Below are 22441 nucleotides of genomic sequence, written 5' to 3' on the forward strand. Positions count from 1 at the left end.
CACCTAAAATCAAAGAAAGGAAGCTCCAGCTACTTTTGACAGCGCTGAGCATCGTTAGTTGACTGATATGTTATCATTTTTCTTACTTTTCAAACGGATCAAAACGATCTTGCACCTTATTTTTAAGCAAGAAGATCAAAAAGCCCTCTTACTCAGTACCTTTTTTATCTTAATGATCGGGACCTTATTTTATCATACTATCGAAAAACTTGACTACTTAGATGCGTTATATCTCGCAGTGATGACACTGACCACTGTCGGCTACGGTGATCTAGCTCCGCAAACCACTTTAGGTAAACTGTTTACGATCGGCTACGTTTTTGTCGGGATCGGTCTTATTTCAGCTTCGATCGCAACATTTTCTTCAACCATCGATAAACTAAAACATAATGATCAAAGGAAGTGATTAGCTTTGCATTTCAAAGGAATTTTTATTTTATATTGTTGTCTTCTAGGCTTTTTCGTAGGTTCTTTTTCAGCCTTATTTTTAGCTCTAGTCGAGTTTATGCTCCACTTTATTTGGGAAACTATCCCCAATACATTTGATCCCCCGCTATTTTATCCGCTTTTGATCGGGATCTACGGTGGGGTTTTAGTTGGTCTGACACAAAAATATTGGGGACCTTACCCTAAAACAATGCACGAAACACTCCATGAATTTCAACAAACAAAACGAGTTGCGTATACTAAAGTACTAGCAAAAAACTTTATCAGTGCCATTATCGTCTTAGGATTTGGCGCAAGTTTAGGTCCAGAAGCAGCCCTAGCGAGTATTCTTGGTGGACTGATCACCTGGGCAGGTGATCACATGAAACTCACTTTTTCGCGTAAAGAGGAGTTAACTGAACTAGGTTTCAAAGCTGTCTTCGCGGCCGTCTTTTCAGCGCCACTTGTAGGTTTATCAGATGCATTTGAAGATGAAAAGGGCCAAAAGCTCTCTAAAAGTCGCTCAAAAACGCTACTCTACACTTTGAGCACTGTGGCTGGTTTTTTAGGCTTTTCTTTTATCAATAGTTTTCTCCCTAAAGAAAACATATTCTTTATTCGGATCCCGACCGTTACTTGGGACTATCGCCTCATATTCAGCGCTCTGCCTGCAATATTACTTGGGATCAGTTTTGGCTATCTCTTTTTAGCGTTAGAAAAATTTAGCGATAATTTAGTCAAAGGTCACACGCGCCCTATCTTCTTTGCCCTTTGTGGTGGTCTTTTGCTGGGAGGCTTAGGCATGTGCTCACATTATTTCCTATATTCAGGTGAACATGCTGTCTTTCCGCTCTCAAGACACTACACTGAATACAGCATACTTTTTCTAGTTTTCCTAGCTTTAGGTAAAGCTTGCTTGACTCATCTTAGTTTCGCCTTTGGTTGGCGAGGAGGAAAGATTTTTCCTGCTATCTTCGCAAGTACTGCTCTTGCCTGTGCCTTCGCCAAAATTTTTCCGTACACTCCAGGAGCAACCGTTGCCCTCATCGTCGCTGCCAGCATCACGATCATTTTAAAACGTCCACTCTTTACAGCTCTGCTTCTCTTACTGCTCTTTCCACTCCAGTATTTTCCTTTGCTGTTATTGGCTTGCTTTTTAGCTAAACAAAGCGATACTTGGCGCAAAAACTACTTCAAAAAAATCTCGAAATAAAAAAGCTAGCGAGCTTCATTATGATCTGAGACCCGTCAAGTGAACAACTAAATAATTAAAATTCTAGGCAGCCTGATTCCGGTATTCTTCTGGAGTCAGGCTGTTTAGTTTTATTTGGTAACGTTGGGTATTGTAGAACTTGATATAGTTTTCGATCATTTCTACAAGTTCTCCATATGTTTCACATTTTAGCCAATAATAACATTCTGTCTTGAAATGACTCCAAAAACTTTCCATTGGTGCATTATCGATACATTTTCCCACTCGAGACATACTTCTTGTAACACCATGCCTTGAGGTCAACCGGAGATATTCTCTTGAAGTATATTGAAATCCACGGTCACTGTGAAGAAGTAGATCAGCTCCATTTAAATGCGTGAATGCTTTTTCCAAAGTCTTCATGACAAGCCGATTATCATTTCTTTTACTAATTTCAAAACTTATGATGGATCCATCGTATAGATCCTTGATCGCACTTAAATAAGCTTTTTGTCCTAAGCCATACTCTAAATAAGTGACATCAGTCACCCACTTTTGATTAGGTTCAGTAGCGGAAAAATCACGACCTAAAGTATTTTCTTCGTAGTTTAAATGTTCTGAATGAGTACAACCTCGGCGTTTGCGTCGGATCACTGAATATAAACCAAGGACTCTCATTAGGCGACGAATACGTTTGAAGTTATATTGTTTTTGATACTTTCGATTGATAAGAAGAGTCATTCTTCTAGAACCGTAAATTCCATTTAAAGCATGAAATTCTTTTTTTATGATCTCACTTAACCATTCATTTTCCAAAGTACATTGTGATTTTGGAGCAGTTAAATAACGATAATACCCTGAGCGCGATACATTTAAGATCGCACAAAGGATCCAGAGTTCAATTTGTGGAAACTCTTTAAGAACTTCCTGAATAGCTTTAAAACGCAGATTTTTAGGTATAAAGCTTATCTCCTCCTTTCGAGTTCGTCCAATTTTTTTAAAACGATATTTTCTGCTTCTAGATATTTATTACGTTCTTTCAAACGTAGGATCTCAAGCTTGAGACGCTCAGTTTCAGAAAGAGTCTTATAATCACGATCTTTAACTGTTTTACCACGATTATCGTATAATGCCTTTTCGCCATCTACTTCAAACTTTTTGACCCAATTATAGACTTGGGAATAAGAAACATTATATTTATCGATCGCTTTGTGATAATTCTTATTATTAGCAAGTGTATACTGAACTATTTCGAGCCGTTCCTTAAAAGTAGTTTTACGTCCATGTTTCATTCTATTACGACCTCCAATGGTAGCTTTAAAGCCTTTTCCATTAGTATACAAGTTGATCCATTTACGTAAAACCGAAACACTCGAAATATTGTATTTATCACAAATTTTCTTTGGTGAACGTCCATTTTCTAAATATTCTAGAACCGCAGTTGTTTTTAATTCAACTGAATATTCTTTCCAGGTTCTAGACTCTTTTAAGCCATCTAAACCGCCAGCTTTGTATTTTCTGATCCAATTATCAAATGTATTTTTAGAAATGGTATATTTCCGGCAGATAAAGTACTTACTATATTGTCCACTAAGATACTCGGAGACTGCCTGGTATCTTTCTTCAAGTGTATGTTTAGTAGTTCTTCTAGACATAAAAAATCCCCCTAGAGTGATCACAGAATCTTTATTATTTCCGTGTCCACTCTAGGGGAATCATATCATTATTGCCCGCTAGCTTTTTATATTTGACTTAGCAACTGGATCTTTCCCAGCCACTTATAACAACAGTTATACTCGTTGACAGATGCCTAGAAGTGGCTCTTTTAGGCTTCTTGCCAAATATTTTTTAAGACATTCGTTTGATCACGATCTGGACCAACTGAGAAAGTCGAAACTTCAACACCAACGAGTTCTTCGATCCGTTTGATGTAGTTACGTGCATTTTCAGGTAATTCCTCTAATGTCTTACAATTTGTGATATCTTCTTTCCAACCTGGTAGTGTCTCATAGACAGGCTTACATGCTGCCAATTCTTTCAAACTAGCTGGATAGCGATCGATAAGGTCACCGTTCAATTCATAAGCGGTACAGATCTTTAATTCATCTAAACCAGTCAAAACATCAACACAGTTCAAGCAGAGGTTCGTGATCCCAGAAACCCGTTTAGAATGGCGCATTACGACACTATCGAACCATCCGATCCGCCGTGGACGTTTTGTGACCGTGCCATATTCATGTCCTGCTTCACGGATGTAATCACCGATCTCATCATGTAATTCAGTTGGGAACGGACCATCACCAACACGCGAAGTATAGGCTTTGCAAGCCCCTACGACTTTTGTGACTTTAGCTGGACCGACACCAGAACCAGTCGTCACGCCCCCAGCGATCGGATTGGATGATGTGACAAACGGATATGTCCCGTGATCAACATCTAACATGACACCTTGCGCACCTTCAAAGAGGACATGCCCCCCTTGGTCAAACGTGTCATTTAAGATGACTGAAGTATCAGCCACATATTTTTTGATCTGTTGTCCATAAGCATAGTATTCTTCGTAGATCTTTTCAAAATCAAGTGGTTCGCCAGTATAATCGTACATTTTTTCAAATAAACGATTTTTATCGGCGATATTCTTTTTGAGTTTTTCAGCAAAAGTATCGGCTTCTAATAAATCAGCGATCCGGATCCCGACCCGGGCTGCCTTGTCCATGTAGCATGGACCGATACCTTTATTTGTCGTACCGATCTTGTTGTCTTTTTTAGCACTTTCTTGTAGACCATCTAAAATAATGTGGTACGGCAAAATAACATGGGCCCGATTAGAAACGCGAAGATTATCAGTCGGAATGTTATTTTCGTGTAAATATTCTAATTCTGCAACTAATGATTTCGGGTTCACGACAACACCGTTACCGATCACGCTGATCTTATCGGAATAAAAAATACCCGATGGGATCAAACGAAGCTTATAGGTGTTTCCCCCAAAAGCGATCGTATGTCCAGCATTGTCTCCTCCTTGATAACGTGCGATAACATCGGCATTTTTACTCAAGAAATCTGTGATCTTGCCTTTACCTTCATCGCCCCATTGACTACCAACAACTACTACTGATGACATAAACAGTCCACCTCATAATATTTCTAAGCTAACTTAGTGCTAGCCTGCAAGTCTTCAAATTAACGACCTTGATAATTGTAACAACCGGACCTCACTTTTTCAAGTAATTACGAATATTAATACTATAAAAAATGTTTTACACAAATAATTGCGAACTTTAATCTGGATTTTATGCTTCTTTTACGCAAAAATCGCTATTCATCCCAAGGGTCATAGCGACGAAAGGGTAAAATACTACGCTCGCGCGCAAGTTTTTCCATCTCTTTGACAAGCGCTAATGTCGTAGCATCCATCTTGATCTTTCCTTTGCCCCGTAAAACAGCTTCATATGCTGCTCTTGACATTTTTTCCATAATATTTTGCGGGGCGATCTGACGCGCTGCTAGTTCCTTTTTGCCATAACGTGCGATCTTTTGGAAAACTTTATCATCTGCTGTTTGTTGTTCAAACGCTACTGTCAGCTCAAGCGCCCTTTGTGCGATCTCTTTACGCGCTTTCATCTCTTCGATCCTTTCCTAGGCTAAACTGCCAAATACCGTCTTTATTATAACAAAAAAAGCTAGCCTTGACTTAGACTAGCTTTGCTCTCCCGATCAGTTATGGGGCAAAATATTTAATACATAAAGCATCACGATAAAGACAAAGAAGAGCGTAATCACAACAGGATTCAACTCTTTCCGACGCCCAGCCGCGATCATCGTGATCGGATAAACTAAAAAGCCAAACGCGATCCCATACGAGATGTTGTATGTCAAAGGCATGGCGATGATCGTCAAGAAGGCCGGTAAGGCGATCTCAAATTTTTCCCAATCGATAAAGCGCATCGACTGCGCCATCAAGGAACCGACAATGATCAAAGCTGGGGCTGTCACTTGCGTTGTCACAACTGTCAGTAATGGTGAGAAGAATAAGCTCAATCCAAAGCACCCAGCGATCACTAAAGATGTAAAACCACTCCGGCCCCCAACGGCGATCCCTGCTGAAGATTCAACGTAAGCAGCTGTTGGGGTCGTTCCCATAACAGAACCAGCTAACATTGAAAATGAATCAGCCATCAAAGCGCGTCCGATCCGGGGCATCTTATCATTTTTCATCAATCCAGCTTGTTGAGCTAGACCAACTAACGTTCCGGCTGTATCAAAGAAAGAAACAAGTAAAAGAACTAGGATCACCGCAAACATCTGCGGCGTATTGATATCTCCTAAATGAGCTAGACCAACGCCAAAGGTTGGTTTCAAGCTTGGGATCGTAGAAACGATCCGGTCTGGCATCGGAATAAGTCCAGTGCAAAGCCCTAAAACGGCAGTCGCTAAGATCCCGATAAAGATCGAGCCTGGAACTTTACGTGCCATCAATAAAGCAGTGATGAAAAAGCCAAAAATCGTCAACCATGTTGTTGGAACAGTCAAAGACCCTAGTTCGACTAACGAAGATTTGCTAGCAACAACGATCCCGCCACCTTTGAGTCCAACAAAAGCGATAAAGATCCCGATCCCAGCTGCCATTGCTAATTTCAGATCATGTGGGATCGCATCGATCACGATCTCCCGGATCTTAAAAAGCGACAGAAGCGTAAAGATCACCGAAGCGACAACAACGCCTGCCATCGCCGTTTGCCATGAGATCCCCATCGTCAAAACGACTGAATATGTGAAGAAGGCATTATCTCCAAGACCTGGCGCGATCCCGATCGGATAATTGGCCAAAAAAGCCATCAATGTACAACCGATGATCGCTGATAAAGCGGTCGCTGTAAAAACAGCTCCTTTATCCATCCCAGCTGCTCCTAAAATATTGGCATTCACAAATAAAATATAGGCCATCGACACAAAGGTCGTCAGTCCGGCGACTGTTTCGCGTCGGGTGTTTGTCTTTAATTCCTTAAAATGAAATGTTTTTGCGATCCAGCTCTCGTTTGTAGCTGGTGCTTCTCCATTAGCCACTGCTTTCACCTCTGATTTATTTTTACTTTGTAAGTATTACACGAATAAAAACAAAAATCAACCCTAAAATAGTTCGTCTTTTATTTTCAGATAAAAAAAGCTACGCCATTTAACGTAGCTTTTTAACTTAATTTTGGAATAATTCGGTCGAAAGATAACGTTCACCATTATCTGGCGCAACTGTCAAAACTTTTTTACCTGGACCTAATTCTTTCGCTAACTCGAGTGCACCATAGATATTAGCACCAGCAGAGATCCCCGGTAAGAATCCTTCATTTTGACCAACTTTACGTGCCATTTCCAATGCTTTTTGACTTGGAACTTCAACGACTCCATCATAAAGCTCAGTATCTAAGATCGCAGGGACAAAACCAGCTGAAAGACCTTGGATCTTATGTTTACCTGCTTTACCTTCCTTTAAAACTGGAGATTCACTTGGTTCTAGCGCATAGATCTTGATATCTGGGCGCGCTGCTTTTAAAACATGTCCGACACCTGTCAGAGTTCCGCCAGTTCCAACCCCAGCAACAAAAGCATCGGGGAGATCTTCGCCAAAAGCAGCTAAGATCTCTTTAGCAGTCGTTTTTTCATGCACTGAGACATTAGCTGGATTGTCAAATTGCATCGGTAAGAAATAGCCTTCTTTTTGCGCTAGCTCTTTGGCTAATTTGATCGCGCCTCCCATGCCTTCACTTCCTGGCGCCAAGATCAATTCTGCTCCGTAAGCTTGCATCAATTTACGCCGTTCGATACTCATCGTTTCTGGCATCGTAATGATCAAACGGTAGCCTTTAGCCGTGGCGACTGCTGCCAAGCCAACACCAGTATTACCTGAAGTCGGTTCGATGATCGTTTGACCAGCAGACAATTGTCCGTTAGCTTCAGCTGCCTCGATCATCGCTAAAGCGATCCGATCCTTGACTGAACCAGCTGGATTGAAAAATTCTAGTTTGACATAAACATCAGCTGCCTTATCTGCAACGACATGATTCAACTTCACGATCGGAGTCTCGCCGATCGTCTCTAAGATCGAATGATACACTTTACTCATAATTAATCGGTCCTTTCAATTTTTAATAACGTTTTTAGCTTTTTTACGTGTTGCGATCAGCGTGAGCCAGTTCTTAAAAAAGAGCTGTTGGGCTTTTCCCCATGAAAATCTTTGAACTTGACTCGCATAAGTTGGGCGCGCTAAGTGAGCTTTTTGGTCTGGATAAGCGGCGACTTCGCGTTGATACTCTTTTTCTAACGCCTGTCGGCCATATTCTAGATGAGAAAATAAAAATGTTTGGTGCGCTTTTTTGGCTCCGATCAAAAAAGCATGTCCAGTCGAAGAATTAGCGCTGATCTGTAGTTCTCGTCGTTGGCTGACTTGGGCAAGATCGATATCAGCATAACGCGCATGCGGCGCTAAAAAACCATCCTTTAGCCCGTGTAAAAGTTTGGAAGGAGCTAAGATCTCCTGTGGGTAAACGCCAAAAACTTTTTGCGCTAGCAGATATTTCTCGATCCCATAAAAGTAATTGAGCGCAGCCATCGCTCCCCAACAAACGTACAGTTGCTCGATCTGATATTTTTCTAAACATGAAAAGAGCTCGTAGAGTTCATCGCTATACGTGATCTCTGTAAAAGATAATCTTTCAAGTGGCGCCCCAGTCACGATAAAACCGTCTAATTTTTTGACTTCGGCTAGCTCAAGTGGACGCGCATATTTAGCGACTTCTGGTGGGACTGAGCGCCCTTTATAGTGATCTTTTGGATAATAAAATGTTATTGCGACATTTATCCCTTGTCCCTCTAAGACCCGTAAAAAGCGGGCACGGGTATCTAACTTATCGTGCATCAAGTTTAAGACCCCGATCCGCAAAGCATCTGCGGGTTGACGCATGACATGACCCCCTTTTTTATGATCACAGCCAAGCTTTACTTGTATTCTGTAAGTTAAATTATACACTAGCTTTGCTTAAAAAACAATTAACGGTATCATCAGCACCTTTTTCATGTTACAATCTTGCTAATAAAAATAAGGATGTGATTGCGATGGCTTTACCATTAAGAAAAGATGTCCCGCAAGAACTCACTTGGGACTTAAGTGCACTTTATGCTGATGACGCTGCTTTTTTCGCTGATCTAGAAAAATTAGCTCAAAAAACGACAGCTTTTTCAGCGCGTTTCAAAGGGCAAGTGACTGATGCACAGCAATTGACAAAAGCTTTGATCGAACTTGAACAGCTTGAACGTTATGCAACTAAGATCGAACACTACGCTTTTTTGCAACAAGCAAGTGATATGACCGATCCGCACTACGACCATTTGCTCACACAAGCTGACCAAGCTTTAGCGACAAAAGAAGCAACTTTAGCTTTCTTTGAACTCGAAGCTGCCAACCTAGATCCAACCGAACTCGAGCTCGTCGCTCAAAAGACACCACGCTTTGCTTCTGTCATTCGCCATTTAAAGACGGCCAAAAAACACCAACTACCTCAAGCGACCGAAGAAGCTTTAGCCTTGCTTGCACCTACTTTCAAAGCACCCGAAAATATTTATACGACTACGCGAGCTGCTGATATGCGCTTTAGTGATTTTGCAGTGGCCGGTCAAACCTATCCGATGTCATTTGTCTTATACGAAAATACGTATCAGTATCATCCAGATCCCGAAGTTCGGCATAAGGCTTTTGCTTCATTTTCTAAGACCTTGCGCCGCTACCAAAATACCGTTGCAGCCACATACTACACCCAAGTTGCCAAAGAAAAAACATTAGCGACTTTACGTGGGTATGATTCTGTCGTCGATTACTTGCTCGAACAACAAGAATCAAACCGCGAGCTCTTTGATCGGCAGATCGATCTGATCATGGAAAAACTCGGCCCGATCATGCAACGCTACGTCAAGCTCATCCAAAAAGAGCATGGCTTAGATCGCTTGACTTTTGCTGACTTACAGATCGATCTTGATCCAACCTTTGCCCCTAAAGTCAAATTAGCCGACGCTCCCCACTACATCAAACAAGCTGTTGCACCTTTAGGGAGTGCCTACGAAAAACTAGTCTTACGCGCCTTTGATGAACGCTGGGTCGATTTTGCTTTGAATGAAGGCAAAGAGACGGGGGGCTTTGAGACAACACCTTACGGGCTCCACCCATATATCTTGATGTCTTGGACAGACGAATTAGCCGATGTCTATACTTTAGTCCACGAACTAGGACATGCGGGTCAAGCACTCTTGACGATGGAAAATAATTCGATCTTAGGAAGCGAACCTTCCATGTACTTAGTCGAAGCACCTTCGACGTTTAACGAATTACTGTTGACTCATTCATTGACTCAAACCAGTTCTGATCCGCGCTTAGAGCGCTTTGCCTATACGAAGATGTTGACAAATACGTTCTACCATAATTTTGTCACTCATCTCCTCGAAGCTGCCTTTCAACGTGAAGTCTATCGCTTGATCGATGCAGGCCAAACGTTTGATGGTGCCAAGCTTTCTGAAATCAAAAAACAAGTTCTACAGCGCTTTTGGGGCGAAGCAGTCGTGATCGATGATGATGCGGCCTTGACTTGGATGCGGCAATCGCACTACTACATGGGGCTTTATTCTTACACATATTCAGCCGGTTTGACCATCGCGACTCAAGCTTATCTCAAATTGCTAGCTGAACCTGAAACAACTGTCAAAGATTGGCTTGCCTTTTTGAAATTAGGTGACTCACTTCCACCGATAGCAGCAGCTAAAGTTGCTGGATGCGATATTTCGACTAAAGAGCCGTTAGAAAATACGCTCGACTTTTTAGCTCAAACAGTCGAGCGGATCGAAACTTTGACTACGCAGCTCTAGTTTCACGTGAAACACAAAACAGCATCAGATCTTCGCAAAGCAAAGTAATTTGCTTTCCAAAGATCTGATGCTGTTTTTTACTGATCACCCATACTAAAATAGGCACTCATAGTATTGTGATCAGCCGCTGTGATCCCAGCGATCGTCATAAAAACGAGGACTTTTCCTAAAATATGGATGAGATCTTTTTTCTCAAGCTCTTCTCTAGTTAAAGGTCCACCTGTCTGATCGACTAATTCATAGTAAGCTACATCCTTATACGAGAAGATCCCTAAGTTAAAGAAATTGAACTCGGCTAAGGCAACAAGTTCTTTTGTCCCTACGATAGCTGCTTTCAAATCGTCTTTTTCATCAACGACGACTACTTGCTCAGTAAATAAAGCTTGTACACCAACAGGGACTGACTTCGTTGGCTTTTCTTCAGGTAAAGTTTTGAGTTCTTCGCGTAACTCTAATAATTTCGCCTTAAATGTCAAAAATGTCTGCTCATCATGAGATCTCATCTCATCTGTGATATATAACCCATCCTTTAATTGGATGACAGGATAATGCATACACCGTTTGACCTCACGCCTGCCTGTCCAAAGGCGCTTATCCAAAATAAGATTACTATATTCTGAATACCTGGTCTGAGCTAAGCGCAATACCTTACCAAAATTTCCGATCAAATTGACTGTCATACCGTTCACATTTTGTTCAGTTAAAAAAGTTACGATAAAATCTTTCAACTTCATGCTTATCACCTATTTTCTTTACTTTCAGTTTGATGATAGCATATTTTTCAACTTTCCAAAACACTTTTTTAGGTCTACCTAAAAACTAACGCTTGCTCCATTTAGCTAAAAGCTCGATCCAGCTGGCATCATCATTTAAGCAAGCTAGAACATCAAATTTTTTTCCGCCAGCAGCCATGAATTTTTGCCGATTTTCGATCTCTAGCTCAAATAGTGTCTCTAAGCAATCTGACACAAAGGACGCTGAGACGACCAAAACCTTTTTATACCCTTTTTCAGGCAACGTCTGAAGCGTCTTATCTAACGCTGGCTCAAGCCATTTAGCTGGGCCAAATTTTGACTGATAACATTGTAAAAAAGTCAACTCAGGCAACCGCTCTTTGAGCATTTTAGTCATCAAGCAACACTGTTTTTCATACGGATCACCTTTTTTGACATAACTTTGCGGAATACCATGATAGGAAAGGATCACACAGTCATAATCTGCTTTTTTAGTCTGTTCTTCGATCTTAGTCGCTAAAAGTTCTAAATATTCTGAACGTTCACTAAATGACGTGAGCATCTTCAAATTTGGTTGATAATTTTTCCCTTGATAAAAGCGCATGATCTCGTCACTGACAGATCCGACAGTTGTCGTCGAATACTGCGGATAAAGTGGGATAAGGGTCAGGTCGGTGATCTCTTCGGCTGCAAAGGCTGCTAAAGCAGTCGTAAGTTGCGGATCACTATAACTAAAAGCATATCTCACCTTAGCTTCAGGACATTTTTTTTGTAAAAGCTCAGCTTGGCGCTTAGTATAGTATTCCAACGGAGAACCATATTCAGCTGACCAAATGGACTGATACATCTTAGCGGAAGTATAGGGACGGCGCGGTAAAATAAATAATTCTAATATTGGACGCCAAAGTATGGGAGACAGGGTGATCACTCGCTTATCTCCTAAAAAAGCCCGTAAATAACGACGGACACTTTGGGGCTCTGGGGTATCAGGTGTCCCTAAATTGATCAGTAAGATCCCTTGTTTTTGATTCATTTTTTACGAACTCCTTCTAAATATTTTTGATAAAGCACTTGCGCGATCGAACTTGGCAAGATCTTTTCAGCAACAAGAAGTTCTAAATATTCTTTGAAATTTGTATCTTCTTTTTCCTCTTGTCCAAGCGCTTGCTTTAACTTGCTAACTTTCTTTTTCAACACAAAATATGAACTTCCGTTTTGAGCTGAAAGTCGAGCAAGTTTAAAATCAGCTGCCGCTAATTGTTGCAAAAATGCCACATCATCTGCATCTAATGCTTCATGCCATTTTTTCCCCATAAGCTCATCCCCTTTTTTATTAAGATTATAAGCTAAATTATAGTAAACTGCATTACTTATTTCGATAAAATTTAAGTAAATTTAATTTTTGTTGAAGTTAACATTTTTTATTTGACCCTCAAAAGCTTAACCAAACTTAAACCGAAAAAAATTTCAAAAGTCAAGGGCACTTATTTTTTTCAAGTATTATATACTTGTCACATCAAGGGCTCTCCATTCCTTGATACACTTGAAAGGGGTGATATTTACTGTTATAGCGCTAGAAAAGATCTGTCATCTAGACTCTTTTTTTCCAGCCATTATTTGTTCTTTCTATAACAGTGCCTGATCGTCAGTCCACGAGTAGCAGTCCCTGACATCCTGCTTTAACTTTTCAGCTGCTACTCTCTCCCAGGGACGGATGTTCTGTGATTTCACACTCCAACTTAATAATTGCCAGGCCCGCGCCAAGTCTACCCCCTTGCGCGCGGGCTCTTTTTGTTTCACTATGCGGAAATCCCCTCATTTTCTTTGCTTACTTGTCAGAACTTGTTATCTTTAGCTACGCAAGGCAGGGAAGATCCATGGAAAATAAAAACCTTCTTTCAACTTTAGTCAATTTTTAAAGTTTATCACAGTCAATGGTAGTGTGCCAAAAGACAGTTAGGCCTCAAGCGAACAACAACTCTTTGTGAGCTCGACTTTTTAGTAAAACGAGGTAAACGGTACTTCTTGCCGACACCACCCATTTCAGCCAAAGAGCCCTAACAGCTCAACTGGTCAGCTATTCCGATCCTGAAACCACTCGTTGATAAGTCCAGTTTAAGTGCTTATGTCAGTTTGATCTTCAATGAGCAGATCGTTATCAGTCAAGTCATCCCTACAGCTTCACACTTAGTCGATCAAAAGCGTTTAGGTGAAAGTCTTCCGCTCAATACAACGACCATGGGAAAATGTGCTTTAGCCTTTCTTGAACCACAACAGCAAGTATATAAGAAGTGTTAGCATCATTAGCACAGGAAAAGTAAAATGCTCTAAGATATAGTCCAAACATTACTTTTAGATGAACTATTTTTTTAAATATAGCTTGTAATTGCTTCCGCTTAGGTATATGCTTTCCTTACCGTAACTGTGATTTTATAAAGGGGAAAAATAATGTTTATCACTACGCTCACTAAAAAAGATTGGTTTCGAATATTTAAATACCTATGGAAAACTAACTGTATGACCTATCCTTATTTCTACTTTGTAAAAGCATATCTATTTTCATTAGATATAATTGCTGTTTACTTTCTATACAATTTTCTTCGTACTAGTTTGACCTCCGATTTCATTTCATTAGCGATAATTATTGGTATCAGATTGTTTTTTCCGTCTATAATATTTTGGCTACTTTCCTCAAAAGAAATAATAATATTTTGGAAAGTTGCTTCGGTAAAGCCACCACATACATTAATTACGTTTGAAAATACCCCGACTGATGAAATACTACATCAAGTCAAGCAACGCTACCCTACTGCTCTAATTAATAGATCTTGTATTTTTTCACCACCGCTCAATAACAAATGGGATCTTCTGATTTTTGAGGATTATTATTTGTTGTACACTCACTATCGCACAATGCTCAAGGGGAAAAAGAAACGATTACACGTTATTCTTCCCATCAAACAAAGCGATATTAGTGATACTACTAAATTTATCGAACAGCTTGAACCTTTTTGTCAGCGCAAGATCGATCTTTCTGATGTCAAATTACATAACTAAAAGGGGGAAATATCCAATGTTTATCACCAAACTTACTAAACGCGATTGGTTTCGAATATTTAAATATCTATGGAATAATAATTGCGTATACAAACTTAATATCTATTCCATAAAAGCTTACCTGTTTTCATTAGATATATTCACTATTTATTTTCTCTATCTTTTCCTTCGTAATGGTTCAACCTCTGATCTTATTTCATCAGCAGTAATTGTAGGGATAAGACTAATTTTCCCTTCCATATTATTTTGGCGTCTTACTTTAAACCGATTGCCCCAAATATTGATTACATTTGAAAAAATTCCAGAAATTAAAATTCTGCGCAAAATAAAGCAACAGTATCCTTCTGCATTCATTAATCGCTTTGGTATTTTTTCACCACCACTCGATAACAAATGGGATCTTTTGATTTTTGAGGATTATTATTTGCTGTATACGAAATACCGCGAGACAAGCAACGGTAGAAGTAAAAAATTTCAAGTATTCGTTCCACTTAAAAAAACTGATATTGTCAATAAAAACGAATTTCTTAAATGTCTTGAACCTATCTGTCAACGCAAGATTGATCTTTCAAATACAAAATTACATTGTTAACTTTATATAAAAGAAAAATCCTCTTCTTTGTAGATTTGAACTTAATAAATCTACAAGAAGAGGATTTCATTTTAATCATTTAAATATGATCAATATCTTCTTTAAGAATTCCTAAAGCCACCAAAAATTCTATAATTAATTTTGGCAAATTAGCAATCCCATTTGCAATTACCATAATCATTCCTACAATAACAATCATAGCAACAACTGGATTTTGTTTCATAACTTTTACTGGATCCAATCCTAATTGATGATAATTTATAGGTGTCAATTTTGTACCAAAAACTACTGCCAACGTCTCTTCAAGATAGGCGTCTTCATATTTTTGGATGTTGAAAGTCATCGTAATATCAAGCGTTCCATCTGAACCTACTGAATGTTCAAACGTAACATTGCCAGCACTGATCTTACTTACAAAGTGAACTTCGTCAAGCTTTTCCATGATCAAACCAGACTGTACTGGTTCAAGACCTAGATCACCAAACATCTTATCGCTGATATTGGCAGAAAGCTTACCGTTTTCGATCGTAAAAATCGTGCCGTTTTTTGGTTCGAGCTCGGTTTTGACTTCGACTGTGATCGCAAAAGGTCCAAGGGGGACTGTGACCTTTTTTCCAAATTCTAGCCCGGCAACGTTGAGTGTTTTGCCGATATCTTTGAGTACGGCTTTCGGACTAACTACTTTAGGAAATGCTGTGATCACTACACCTTGATCACGTCCTGAAGAAGCGTCTTGATCGATCGGTGTGCCGCCGATCGGATACTCAGCAAACTGATCAAAGGCCCAGTTTTTTGGCATCTTAAACCCAAGATTCCCGCTCCAACCATAGGACATATCGGCTACAAAACTGCTTTTTACACCTAGTTTTTCACCATGGAGGCAAACATTTCGTGTCCCGTACAGGCCCACTGCATACTCGCTTCCTGTAAACATCTGCACGAGTGCGCTGATATATGGTTCGATCCCTGCCGCGATCTCACCTTCTTGCACGTCAACATCGACCGCAAAATAGATCGTTGTTCCCTTAGGAAAACCTAGCTTGCGGGCTGCATTGAGTGCAAGCTGTGCATCGATCACACCTTGATCACCCGAAAAATATTCGACTTCATAGCCACCATCTTCATAGATCGGAAAAAGGCGCAAGCCACCATCTGCGATCCGTTTGATCTCAGCTACTGTCAGGTTCTTTGGACGCTTATCTTTTCCGACTCCGACACTTCCAGTCAAATAGCGCCCCACGATCTTAAAGCCAAAACGTTTGAAGTTAGCAATATCAGTTGCTGTGAGTTGTTTTGAAGCATCACATGTATCAGAATCACGTTCAGTGAGTTGGCCCGGCGCGTTGGCATGGCAAAATCAGCTGTTTTACGCTATTTCAATAAAACACGTGAATTTCCGCTAAATCGGCTTCCGGCTTTTGCCAAAGTTTTAGGCGTCAAGCCGGAAACACTCCTTGGACTCTCGGAATATCCAGAAAATCTGCGACCTCTCTCAGGGAAAACGGTCCAGTTACCTGTTCTTGGTAATATCGCCTGTGGCATCCCGATCGATGCGATCGAAAATGTCGATGAGTATCTCTCTGTGCCAGCCGATACTTTACCTAAAGGAAAATTATTCTATCTAGTTGCCAAAGGTGATTCGATGGCACCAACGATCCCCGATGGGGCCTACGTTTTGATCCGTGAACAAGCCGAAGTCGAAGATGGTGAGATCGCAGCTGTTTTAGTAAATAACGACACCCAAGCTACCCTAAAGCGTGTCAAAAAAGAAGCTGGCTTTGTTTTACTTTTGCCTGACAACAATAACTACGATCCGATCATCATCACTAAAGATAACCCTGCTCGGATCATTGGCAAAGCGCTTCAGTTTTTCTCTGAACTTTGATCGTCAAAAAAGACCTCTAAAAGCATGAACTACTGGTTATAATGCCCTCTAAGTATACAGATGAAATAGAAATTTCATCTTATATTTGGAGGGTATTTTATATGTCTAGGAAATCAAAATACAGTGCAGAACAAAAATTAGCTATACTAAATGAACTAAATCGTTCTAGTATCAGTGAGGTAGCTAAAAAGTATGCGGTGGGCAAGAAAACTATTAGAACTTGGGGGTATCTATATAAATATCAGGGCATTGATGGCTTACGATCTACTCACAATAATCATAGATATTCAAAGGAATTTAAAGTATTTTTGGTCCAACAGTATCAAAAATCAGATGAGTCGCTTGAAATATTCGCAATCAAGCATGGGCTAAAGTCCAAAACACAACTGCTAGATTGGATTATGCAGTATAATGAATCAAAACTAAAGGCTTATACGCCAAGAAAGCGAGATTCAATTATGCTAGGAAGAAAAACTACTTTTGAAGAACGATTATCGATAATCGAAGAGTTGATCAAGCACGATGTCAATTACAACTGGGCCGTAGAAAAATATAACGTTAGTTATCAACAAGTTTATGGGTGGTATCAAAAGTATCGTAAAAGTGGCAATGATCCACAATCACTTCGTGATCGTCGAGGCAAAGCCAAGACACAAAAAGAGTGGACAGAAATTGATCAGCTAAAGGCTGAGAATCGATTATTAAAGGCCCAACTTCTCCGTAAAGAAATGGAGGAAGCATACGCAAAAAAAGTGATGGAAATACGCGATCGGGAGGCGAACGATTCTTCAAACAACAAGCCATCAAAGAACTAAATAAAGAATATGGTTGGTCAATCGTTAGCTTGTGTCAAATCGCTGGTATTACTAGAGACGCCTATTACAAATGGGTTCGCAGAAAGCCAAGCAAGCACGAAAATGAACAAGCAGAATTACTTAGTTCAATTCTAGAATTGGAAGAAAAACATAAGTGGACTTTGGGTTATTTAGGTATGACGACACAACTGGCTTTTGAAAATAAACTGAATTTTAAAGTAGGGTTAAAGCGAGTAACCAACTGTATGCGAAAACATGGAATTAGAGCAAATATCCGTAAAAAGAAACATAATCGAGTTAAACGCCATGAGGAGTATATAAATGATAACCTACTCGACGGACAATTTGATCGCCAAAGACCAAATGAAGTTTGGGTAACTGATACTACAGAAGTTCTGTATGGAGTAGATAAGTTAAAGAAGGCTCGAGTGCATATAGTTCTGGATCTGTATGGTCGTTATGCATTGAGTTACAATATTTCCGTTACAGAAACTGCAATTTCGGCAATTGAAGTATTTAGACGAGCATTTAAAATAGAACCTGATGCACATCCGATGATCCATACGGATCGCGGAGCAGCATACCGTTCTATTGATTTTAACGACTATTTAGCCAGTCGAAACTGTATTCATAGTATGTCTCACCCAGGACATCCTTGGGAAAACTCACCGATGGAACGTTGGTGGAATGACTTTAAACTAATTTGGTTAGCAAAACGCGCTCGACCTAAGACGTTGGAAGAATTAGAGGAATCAGTAAAAGAATCTATTGAATATTTCAACACGCAACGTGCATATACATCAAAAAACGGCTTGACCGCAGAAAAATTCCGCGTTCAAACCGCATAAACTATTTTTCTATTTAAACTGTATACTTGACGGGCCCTAGTGCCACTTTTAGAGGTCTTTACTTATTTATTTTTTACGGGCTTGTTTTTGTGTCTTTTCAGCCCATTCGATCGTTCGATCAACTAAAGTCGATTGACTATCGACAAGCGGAAGATCTGTGATCGGCGCGCGTTCTTGGGCTAACGAAAGCTCTGTGCAGCCTAAGATGACGACATCACAAGCTGTCTCAGCGATCATTTGGGCGACTAAACGCGAAAAGAGTTCGCCGTCGACATGATCTTTTTCTTTGATATTCGTATAGATCAACTCATCGGTCAAAGCTTGCACTGCCTCGCTTGGCCGCGCTAATTCGTAGCCGGCCGCTAAGATCTCTTTATCGTAGACGCCGTCATTGACTGTCCCTCGTGTTGCAACAAGTCCGACTTTTTTAGCCTCTGGGTAACGTCGCTTGATCTCTTGGACCGTCTCTTTAGGCATGTGCAAGATCGGGATATCAACGGCTTTCGCCAGTTCATCATAAAAATAATGCGCTGTGTTACATGGTAACGTGAAAAAATCTGGTCCAAGCGTAGCGTATTGTTTAAAATCTTCCAACAGTTCCGGTAAAGGATCTGGCTTAGTATGATCTAAAATATACGCCGTGCGGTCGGGAACAGTCGCATGATTGACTAACGTATAGTTATAGTAATCTTGGTCTTTATGTGCTTTTGTACGGAGGTTCAACTGGTGAATGTAACTCTCAGTCGCCATCGTGCCCATGCCACCAATAATCGTAAAAAAGTTTTTCATAGCTTCAAATTATCCTTTATTTTCTGCAAAATAACGGGCAAAGTTCTTCACGTAGTTATGGTTCATCCACTTGATCAATAACCAGCGTTTTAGATTCATATCTTCTGAATATTCGTACGTTGTTCCGTAACGGTTTTCTTTGATCAAGTCCAAGGCTTTTTGTTTTTCTGCATTTTCACGGGCGTACTTTTTGAATGTTTTAACAGGTACACCAAGCCAAAGTGCGGCGTGATCGTTATGCTCGTTACAATACAACGTTTCTTCATCTTTTAAGTCGCAAGTGACATAATCACGCACGACCCATTGAGCTAGATTATAGCCATTTAAAGTTACAAAAAAGCTACTGCGCCCTTGCCGAAGATTGATCTCAAAGAGTTTATACTTTTGATCTCGCACATCATATTTCATATCAAAATTGGCATAGCCAGTAAATTTGATCTCTTCTAAGAAACGCTTGATCGTATCGTAGATCTCTTGGTTATACTCTGGCATGATCGCCACATAGTTTCCGATCGCTGCTGGCGCTGGATCTTCCAACAATGGATGCCCTAAACACATCATCTTGACTTTATGATCTTGATCGACATAAGCGTTCAAAACACGCATATTACTGTCATCCCCTGGGATAAAGTCTTGTAAAATGAAATCTCCCGTATACCCGTTAGTATAAGCAAGGTCAACGATACGGTCAAATTCAGTGCGCGATTGGATCCGGAAAGCTTTTTTGCGTCCTTCAAATCGAACGTCTAACCATTCGATACTATTAGCTGGCTTCAAAGCTACTGGATAGTCAAAAGGTTGTTCGATCTTAGAAACACCAGCATCATGCATCTCTTTGGTGATGATCTTGGTAGCTGGGTAAGGCAGATCATATTTTTCACACATTTGGTAGAAGTTTTCTTTATTGTTCAGCTGATGTAGCATCTCAACATCAATATATGGACAAACGAAAACATCTTCTAATTCTTTTTTATGACGTACGATCAACTCTGCGTAGCCATCACCACATCCGATCAAGATCACCGGTCCTTCATGATCGCGGTAACGTTCTTTGATCTTCATCATTTCTTCGATCCACACTGGATCTTCAGCAAAACCATCGATCAATTCGAGATCAACGATCTTGGTAAAGCGCGTTGGAGCTAATTCTCGCTCTGCAAAGGCTTTGACTGGCTTATGGAACATCTCGTAAAATGAGCGCGCCATCCCATAAACATTAAAATCACTTCCCAATAAGATCGGGGTAAAATTTGCTGTTTCTAGTGCCATTAGTCGATTTCCTCCAAAATCTCTTGTGCCATTTCAACGTCAGTCGGATAAGCAATCTCCTGACCTTTGACTTTCATATACTTATCTTCACCACGACCAGCTAAAACAACGACATCCGCTGCCGTACTTGCACTGATTGCTTTTCTGACTGCTTCTTTTCGTTCTAGTTCATAGATGACTTCAACTTTTGGTGTGTCGATATGGCGTGCTATTTCCTGGGCAATTTTCAACGGATCTTCAAAACCAGGATCATCCGTTGTTAAATAAGCAATATCTGCTTCTTCACTCAAAGCTTTACCAAACCCTTCACGCCGTGAGATCCCTTTATCACCTGTGCTTCCAAGCACGACACGGATCTTACCGGCATGTGTTTGCTGGCGTAAGAAACGAAGCAAAGCACTCAAACTCGCATAATTATGCGCGTAATCGATATAGACCGTCCCGTGCGTTTTTGAAGCCACCATCTCCATGCGTCCAGGAACTTTGACTAACGGTAACGCCTTTTTAGCAACAGCTTTCCGCGCTCCAGCTAACGCAGAAGCGATCAACGCACTTGTGGCATTGCCTTCATTATAATCGCCAGCTAAGGCGATCTCATAGCGGCCATCGATATCTAACACTTTGCCTTTTTCAGTCAACGCTTTGACCTCAAAGCCACTTTGTTTGAGATCTTCAAAGTCATTTGTGATCTCAAAGTCGACCTCGACTGGGAAAGCGAGCTTTGCCCCCTTACGGCCATAAAGATAGACATTCTCGCTTCCAACACTTGCTTTAGCTGCTTGGTAAACATCTAATAAATGGTCTGTCTCAGCATTGATGACACACGTCCGCGAATTCAACAAAAGTTGTTCTTTACAGAATAAGTAATCTTCAAAAGTCGGGTGCTCATTCCGGCCGATGTGATCGGGAGAAATATTTAAAAAAAGCCCGATATCAAAGGTCAACCCATAGACGCGATCTTTTTTATATGCTTGTGACGAAACTTCCATGACTAAGTGGTCCATCCCATTTGCAACTGCTTGGCGCATATCGTGGAAAAGATCAAGCGACTCTGGTGTCGTTAGATCTGATTTGAAACGCTGTTCTGGTCGATTGCCTAAGATCCGATCGATCGTTGAAAAAAGAGCCGTTCGGTCGCCCGTTGCTTTCTCTAAGATCCCGCGGGCAAAATAAGCCGAAGTCGTCTTCCCCTTTGTCCCAGTATATGCAATGATGAACAGTTCGTTTTGCGGATAACCATAAAATGCTGCCCCCAAAAGCGCCATCGCCTTTTGGACCTCTGACACGATGATCGCTGTCATCCCTTCGCCTTCTGGATAATACTGTTCAGCTACATATGCAGTTGCACCTGCTGCTTTGGCTGCACTTAAGTACTCTTTCCGAAAGTTCCCCTTGCAAATAAATAATGTATTTTCAACTGCTTTACGTGAATCATAAGTGATCGTTGTAAATCGTTCTCTTTCAGGTGCAACTAAAAGAGATTGCAGTAATTGATGTTCTTCTAATAGCTTCTTGATCTCAGGTACAGCAAGCACACCGCCATCTCCTCATTTTAAATAATCATACTTAGTAATTATCGCATGTTTCACAGGAAAAATAAAACCTTCTACGTAATAAAAACTCTTATTTGCTATTTTAGCGTAGCGCTAGCCTCTTTTAAAGTCTTGTAAAAAAAACTTAAGCAAACCAAAAAGCTTAAACTCTTTTTAGAAATGTTATAATTAAAAGTAGTTATCTTTCACCTAAAAGGATGTGAGCCCATGTCAAAAAAACAGCAAAAAGCCCTTTATTTTGGGGTGATCACCGTTATTTTTACCTTTTTGTTCAACCATTTAGAAATAAATCTTTTATTAAAAGGTCTTTTAGCATTTCTTTGTCTTTACTCAAGTGCTCTATTGATCGACCGTTTCGTTTGACCAAAAAAGGGGCT

At 40.4% G+C, this 22441-nt stretch carries 22 protein-coding genes and 1 pseudogene; 10 read left to right on the plus strand and 13 right to left on the minus strand.

Annotated elements, in window-relative coordinates; all coding sequences use genetic code 11:
* Positions 1–67: 67 nt before the first annotated feature.
* Both QFX10_RS03455 and QFX10_RS03460 read left to right on the plus strand, forming a co-directional pair.
* On the plus strand, positions 68–406 hold the full coding sequence (locus QFX10_RS03455; RefSeq protein WP_280607225.1) for a potassium channel family protein: 339 nt from the start codon (positions 68–70) through the stop codon (positions 404–406).
* Between the two features lie 6 nt (positions 407–412).
* On the plus strand, positions 413–1639 hold the full coding sequence (locus QFX10_RS03460) for a chloride channel protein (RefSeq protein ID WP_280606826.1): 1227 nt from the start codon (positions 413–415) through the stop codon (positions 1637–1639).
* Between the two features lie 63 nt (positions 1640–1702).
* Here the strand turns inward: QFX10_RS03460 and QFX10_RS03465 are convergent.
* From QFX10_RS03465 to QFX10_RS03490, 6 genes and pseudogenes are all read right to left on the minus strand, one after another.
* A pseudogene (locus QFX10_RS03465) lies at positions 1703–3273 on the minus strand (IS3 family transposase).
* Between the two features lie 170 nt (positions 3274–3443).
* Positions 3444–4742, minus strand: coding sequence for an adenylosuccinate synthase (locus QFX10_RS03470; RefSeq protein WP_280606827.1), 1299 nt, complete (start codon positions 4740–4742; stop codon positions 3444–3446).
* Between the two features lie 194 nt (positions 4743–4936).
* Positions 4937–5242: a hypothetical protein gene (locus tag QFX10_RS03475; RefSeq protein WP_280606828.1), complete on the minus strand. Its 306-nt coding sequence runs from the start codon at positions 5240–5242 to the stop codon at positions 4937–4939.
* A 93-nt stretch (positions 5243–5335) separates the two neighbouring features.
* A complete protein-coding gene (locus QFX10_RS03480; protein WP_437178597.1) occupies positions 5336–6646 on the minus strand; it encodes an NCS2 family permease in 1311 nt (436 codons plus the stop codon).
* 166 nt (positions 6647–6812) lie between these two features.
* Positions 6813–7736 carry a cysteine synthase A gene (cysK, locus tag QFX10_RS03485; protein ID WP_280606830.1) on the minus strand — a complete coding sequence of 308 codons (924 nt, stop codon included), beginning with the start codon at positions 7734–7736 and terminating at the stop codon, positions 6813–6815.
* Positions 7737–7751: 15 nt separating this feature from the next.
* Positions 7752–8573 carry a homoserine O-acetyltransferase/O-succinyltransferase family protein gene (locus QFX10_RS03490; RefSeq protein ID WP_280606831.1) on the minus strand — a complete coding sequence of 274 codons (822 nt, stop codon included), beginning with the start codon at positions 8571–8573 and terminating at the stop codon, positions 7752–7754.
* Positions 8574–8725: 152 nt separating this feature from the next.
* Here QFX10_RS03490 and pepF point away from each other — a divergent pair, with 152 nt between their 5' ends.
* Complete coding sequence (gene pepF / locus QFX10_RS03495) at positions 8726–10522, plus strand: oligoendopeptidase F (protein ID WP_280606832.1); 1797 nt, start codon at positions 8726–8728, stop codon at positions 10520–10522.
* A 77-nt stretch (positions 10523–10599) separates the two neighbouring features.
* Here pepF and QFX10_RS03500 read toward each other — a convergent pair whose 3' ends face one another.
* The 3 genes from QFX10_RS03500 to QFX10_RS03510 all read right to left on the minus strand — a co-directional run bounded on the left by QFX10_RS03500 (position 10600) and on the right by QFX10_RS03510 (position 12570).
* Positions 10600–11256: a hypothetical protein gene (locus QFX10_RS03500; protein ID WP_280606833.1), complete on the minus strand. Its 657-nt coding sequence runs from the start codon at positions 11254–11256 to the stop codon at positions 10600–10602.
* Positions 11257–11341: 85 nt separating this feature from the next.
* Entirely contained in the window at positions 11342–12289 is a 948-nt protein-coding gene (gene hemH / locus QFX10_RS03505; RefSeq protein ID WP_280606834.1) for a ferrochelatase, read from the minus strand.
* The gene (locus QFX10_RS03510) at positions 12286–12570 is read right to left on the minus strand and encodes a hypothetical protein (protein ID WP_280606835.1); all 285 of its coding nucleotides are present in this window, start codon (positions 12568–12570) and stop codon (positions 12286–12288) included. The genes hemH and QFX10_RS03510 overlap by 4 nt, the downstream gene beginning before the upstream one ends.
* Before the next feature lie 771 nt (positions 12571–13341).
* On the opposite strand from QFX10_RS03510, the gene QFX10_RS03515 reads away from it, so the two are divergent.
* From QFX10_RS03515 to QFX10_RS03525, 3 genes are all read left to right on the plus strand, one after another.
* A complete protein-coding gene (locus QFX10_RS03515; RefSeq protein ID WP_437178598.1) occupies positions 13342–13554 on the plus strand; it encodes an IclR family transcriptional regulator domain-containing protein in 213 nt (70 codons plus the stop codon).
* Between the two features lie 150 nt (positions 13555–13704).
* On the plus strand, positions 13705–14313 hold the full coding sequence (locus tag QFX10_RS03520; RefSeq protein ID WP_280606837.1) for a hypothetical protein: 609 nt from the start codon (positions 13705–13707) through the stop codon (positions 14311–14313).
* A 16-nt stretch (positions 14314–14329) separates the two neighbouring features.
* Complete coding sequence (locus QFX10_RS03525; RefSeq protein ID WP_280606838.1) at positions 14330–14905, plus strand: hypothetical protein; 576 nt, start codon at positions 14330–14332, stop codon at positions 14903–14905.
* Between the two features lie 79 nt (positions 14906–14984).
* On the opposite strand, the gene QFX10_RS03530 is transcribed toward QFX10_RS03525, so the two are convergent.
* Complete coding sequence (locus QFX10_RS03530; RefSeq protein ID WP_437178594.1) at positions 14985–16133, minus strand: glycoside hydrolase domain-containing protein; 1149 nt, start codon at positions 16131–16133, stop codon at positions 14985–14987.
* Between the two features lie 120 nt (positions 16134–16253).
* On the opposite strand from QFX10_RS03530, the gene QFX10_RS03535 reads away from it, so the two are divergent.
* From QFX10_RS03535 to QFX10_RS03545, 3 genes are all read left to right on the plus strand, one after another.
* Complete coding sequence (locus QFX10_RS03535; protein WP_280606839.1) at positions 16254–16790, plus strand: LexA family protein; 537 nt, start codon at positions 16254–16256, stop codon at positions 16788–16790.
* 101 nt (positions 16791–16891) lie between these two features.
* Positions 16892–17605 (plus strand): helix-turn-helix domain-containing protein, encoded by a 714-nt coding sequence (locus QFX10_RS03540; RefSeq protein ID WP_280605683.1) that lies wholly within the window; start codon positions 16892–16894, stop codon positions 17603–17605.
* 29 nt (positions 17606–17634) lie between these two features.
* A complete protein-coding gene (locus QFX10_RS03545) occupies positions 17635–18453 on the plus strand; it encodes an IS3 family transposase (protein ID WP_280605682.1) in 819 nt (272 codons plus the stop codon).
* A gap of 66 nt (positions 18454–18519) precedes the next feature.
* Here QFX10_RS03545 and QFX10_RS03550 read toward each other — a convergent pair whose 3' ends face one another.
* From QFX10_RS03550 to QFX10_RS03560, 3 genes are read right to left on the minus strand one after another with little or no spacing between them, the layout of a single operon-like run.
* Positions 18520–19242 (minus strand): aspartate/glutamate racemase family protein, encoded by a 723-nt coding sequence (locus QFX10_RS03550; RefSeq protein WP_280606840.1) that lies wholly within the window; start codon positions 19240–19242, stop codon positions 18520–18522.
* A 9-nt stretch (positions 19243–19251) separates the two neighbouring features.
* Complete coding sequence (locus tag QFX10_RS03555) at positions 19252–20511, minus strand: carboxylate--amine ligase (protein ID WP_280606841.1); 1260 nt, start codon at positions 20509–20511, stop codon at positions 19252–19254.
* Positions 20511–22046, minus strand: coding sequence for a UDP-N-acetylmuramoyl-L-alanyl-D-glutamate--2,6-diaminopimelate ligase (locus QFX10_RS03560; RefSeq protein ID WP_280606842.1), 1536 nt, complete (start codon positions 22044–22046; stop codon positions 20511–20513). Before QFX10_RS03560 ends, QFX10_RS03555 begins: the two co-directional genes overlap by 1 nt.
* 225 nt (positions 22047–22271) lie before the next feature.
* On the opposite strand from QFX10_RS03560, the gene QFX10_RS03565 reads away from it, so the two are divergent.
* On the plus strand, positions 22272–22427 hold the full coding sequence (locus QFX10_RS03565) for a hypothetical protein (RefSeq protein ID WP_280606843.1): 156 nt from the start codon (positions 22272–22274) through the stop codon (positions 22425–22427).
* Positions 22428–22441: the final 14 nt, after the last annotated feature.

This window comes from Ligilactobacillus faecis, assembly GCF_029889745.1.
GTDB classification, from domain to species: domain Bacteria; phylum Bacillota; class Bacilli; order Lactobacillales; family Lactobacillaceae; genus Ligilactobacillus; species Ligilactobacillus faecis.

Bases quoted from the DNA above. Each gene is read 5' to 3' on its own strand.
- QFX10_RS03455 (WP_280607225.1), top strand. From the start codon at position 68: ATGTTATCATTTTTCTTACTTTTCAAACGGATCAAAACGATCTTGCAC.
- QFX10_RS03470 (WP_280606827.1), bottom strand. From the start codon at position 4,742: ATGTCATCAGTAGTAGTTGTTGGTAGTCAATGGGGCGATGAAGGTAAA.
- QFX10_RS03475 (WP_280606828.1), bottom strand. From the start codon at position 5,242: ATGAAAGCGCGTAAAGAGATCGCACAAAGGGCGCTTGAGCTGACAGTA.
- cysK (WP_280606830.1), bottom strand. From the start codon at position 7,736: ATGAGTAAAGTGTATCATTCGATCTTAGAGACGATCGGCGAGACTCCG.
- QFX10_RS03490 (WP_280606831.1), bottom strand. From the start codon at position 8,573: ATGCGTCAACCCGCAGATGCTTTGCGGATCGGGGTCTTAAACTTGATG.
- pepF (WP_280606832.1), top strand. From the start codon at position 8,726: ATGGCTTTACCATTAAGAAAAGATGTCCCGCAAGAACTCACTTGGGAC.
- QFX10_RS03500 (WP_280606833.1), bottom strand. From the start codon at position 11,256: ATGAAGTTGAAAGATTTTATCGTAACTTTTTTAACTGAACAAAATGTG.
- hemH (WP_280606834.1), bottom strand. From the start codon at position 12,289: ATGAATCAAAAACAAGGGATCTTACTGATCAATTTAGGGACACCTGAT.
- QFX10_RS03510 (WP_280606835.1), bottom strand. From the start codon at position 12,570: ATGGGGAAAAAATGGCATGAAGCATTAGATGCAGATGATGTGGCATTT.
- QFX10_RS03520 (WP_280606837.1), top strand. From the start codon at position 13,705: ATGTTTATCACTACGCTCACTAAAAAAGATTGGTTTCGAATATTTAAA.
- QFX10_RS03525 (WP_280606838.1), top strand. From the start codon at position 14,330: ATGTTTATCACCAAACTTACTAAACGCGATTGGTTTCGAATATTTAAA.
- QFX10_RS03535 (WP_280606839.1), top strand. From the start codon at position 16,254: ATGGCAAAATCAGCTGTTTTACGCTATTTCAATAAAACACGTGAATTT.
- QFX10_RS03540 (WP_280605683.1), top strand. From the start codon at position 16,892: ATGTCTAGGAAATCAAAATACAGTGCAGAACAAAAATTAGCTATACTA.
- QFX10_RS03550 (WP_280606840.1), bottom strand. From the start codon at position 19,242: ATGAAAAACTTTTTTACGATTATTGGTGGCATGGGCACGATGGCGACT.
- QFX10_RS03555 (WP_280606841.1), bottom strand. From the start codon at position 20,511: ATGGCACTAGAAACAGCAAATTTTACCCCGATCTTATTGGGAAGTGAT.
- QFX10_RS03565 (WP_280606843.1), top strand. From the start codon at position 22,272: ATGTCAAAAAAACAGCAAAAAGCCCTTTATTTTGGGGTGATCACCGTT.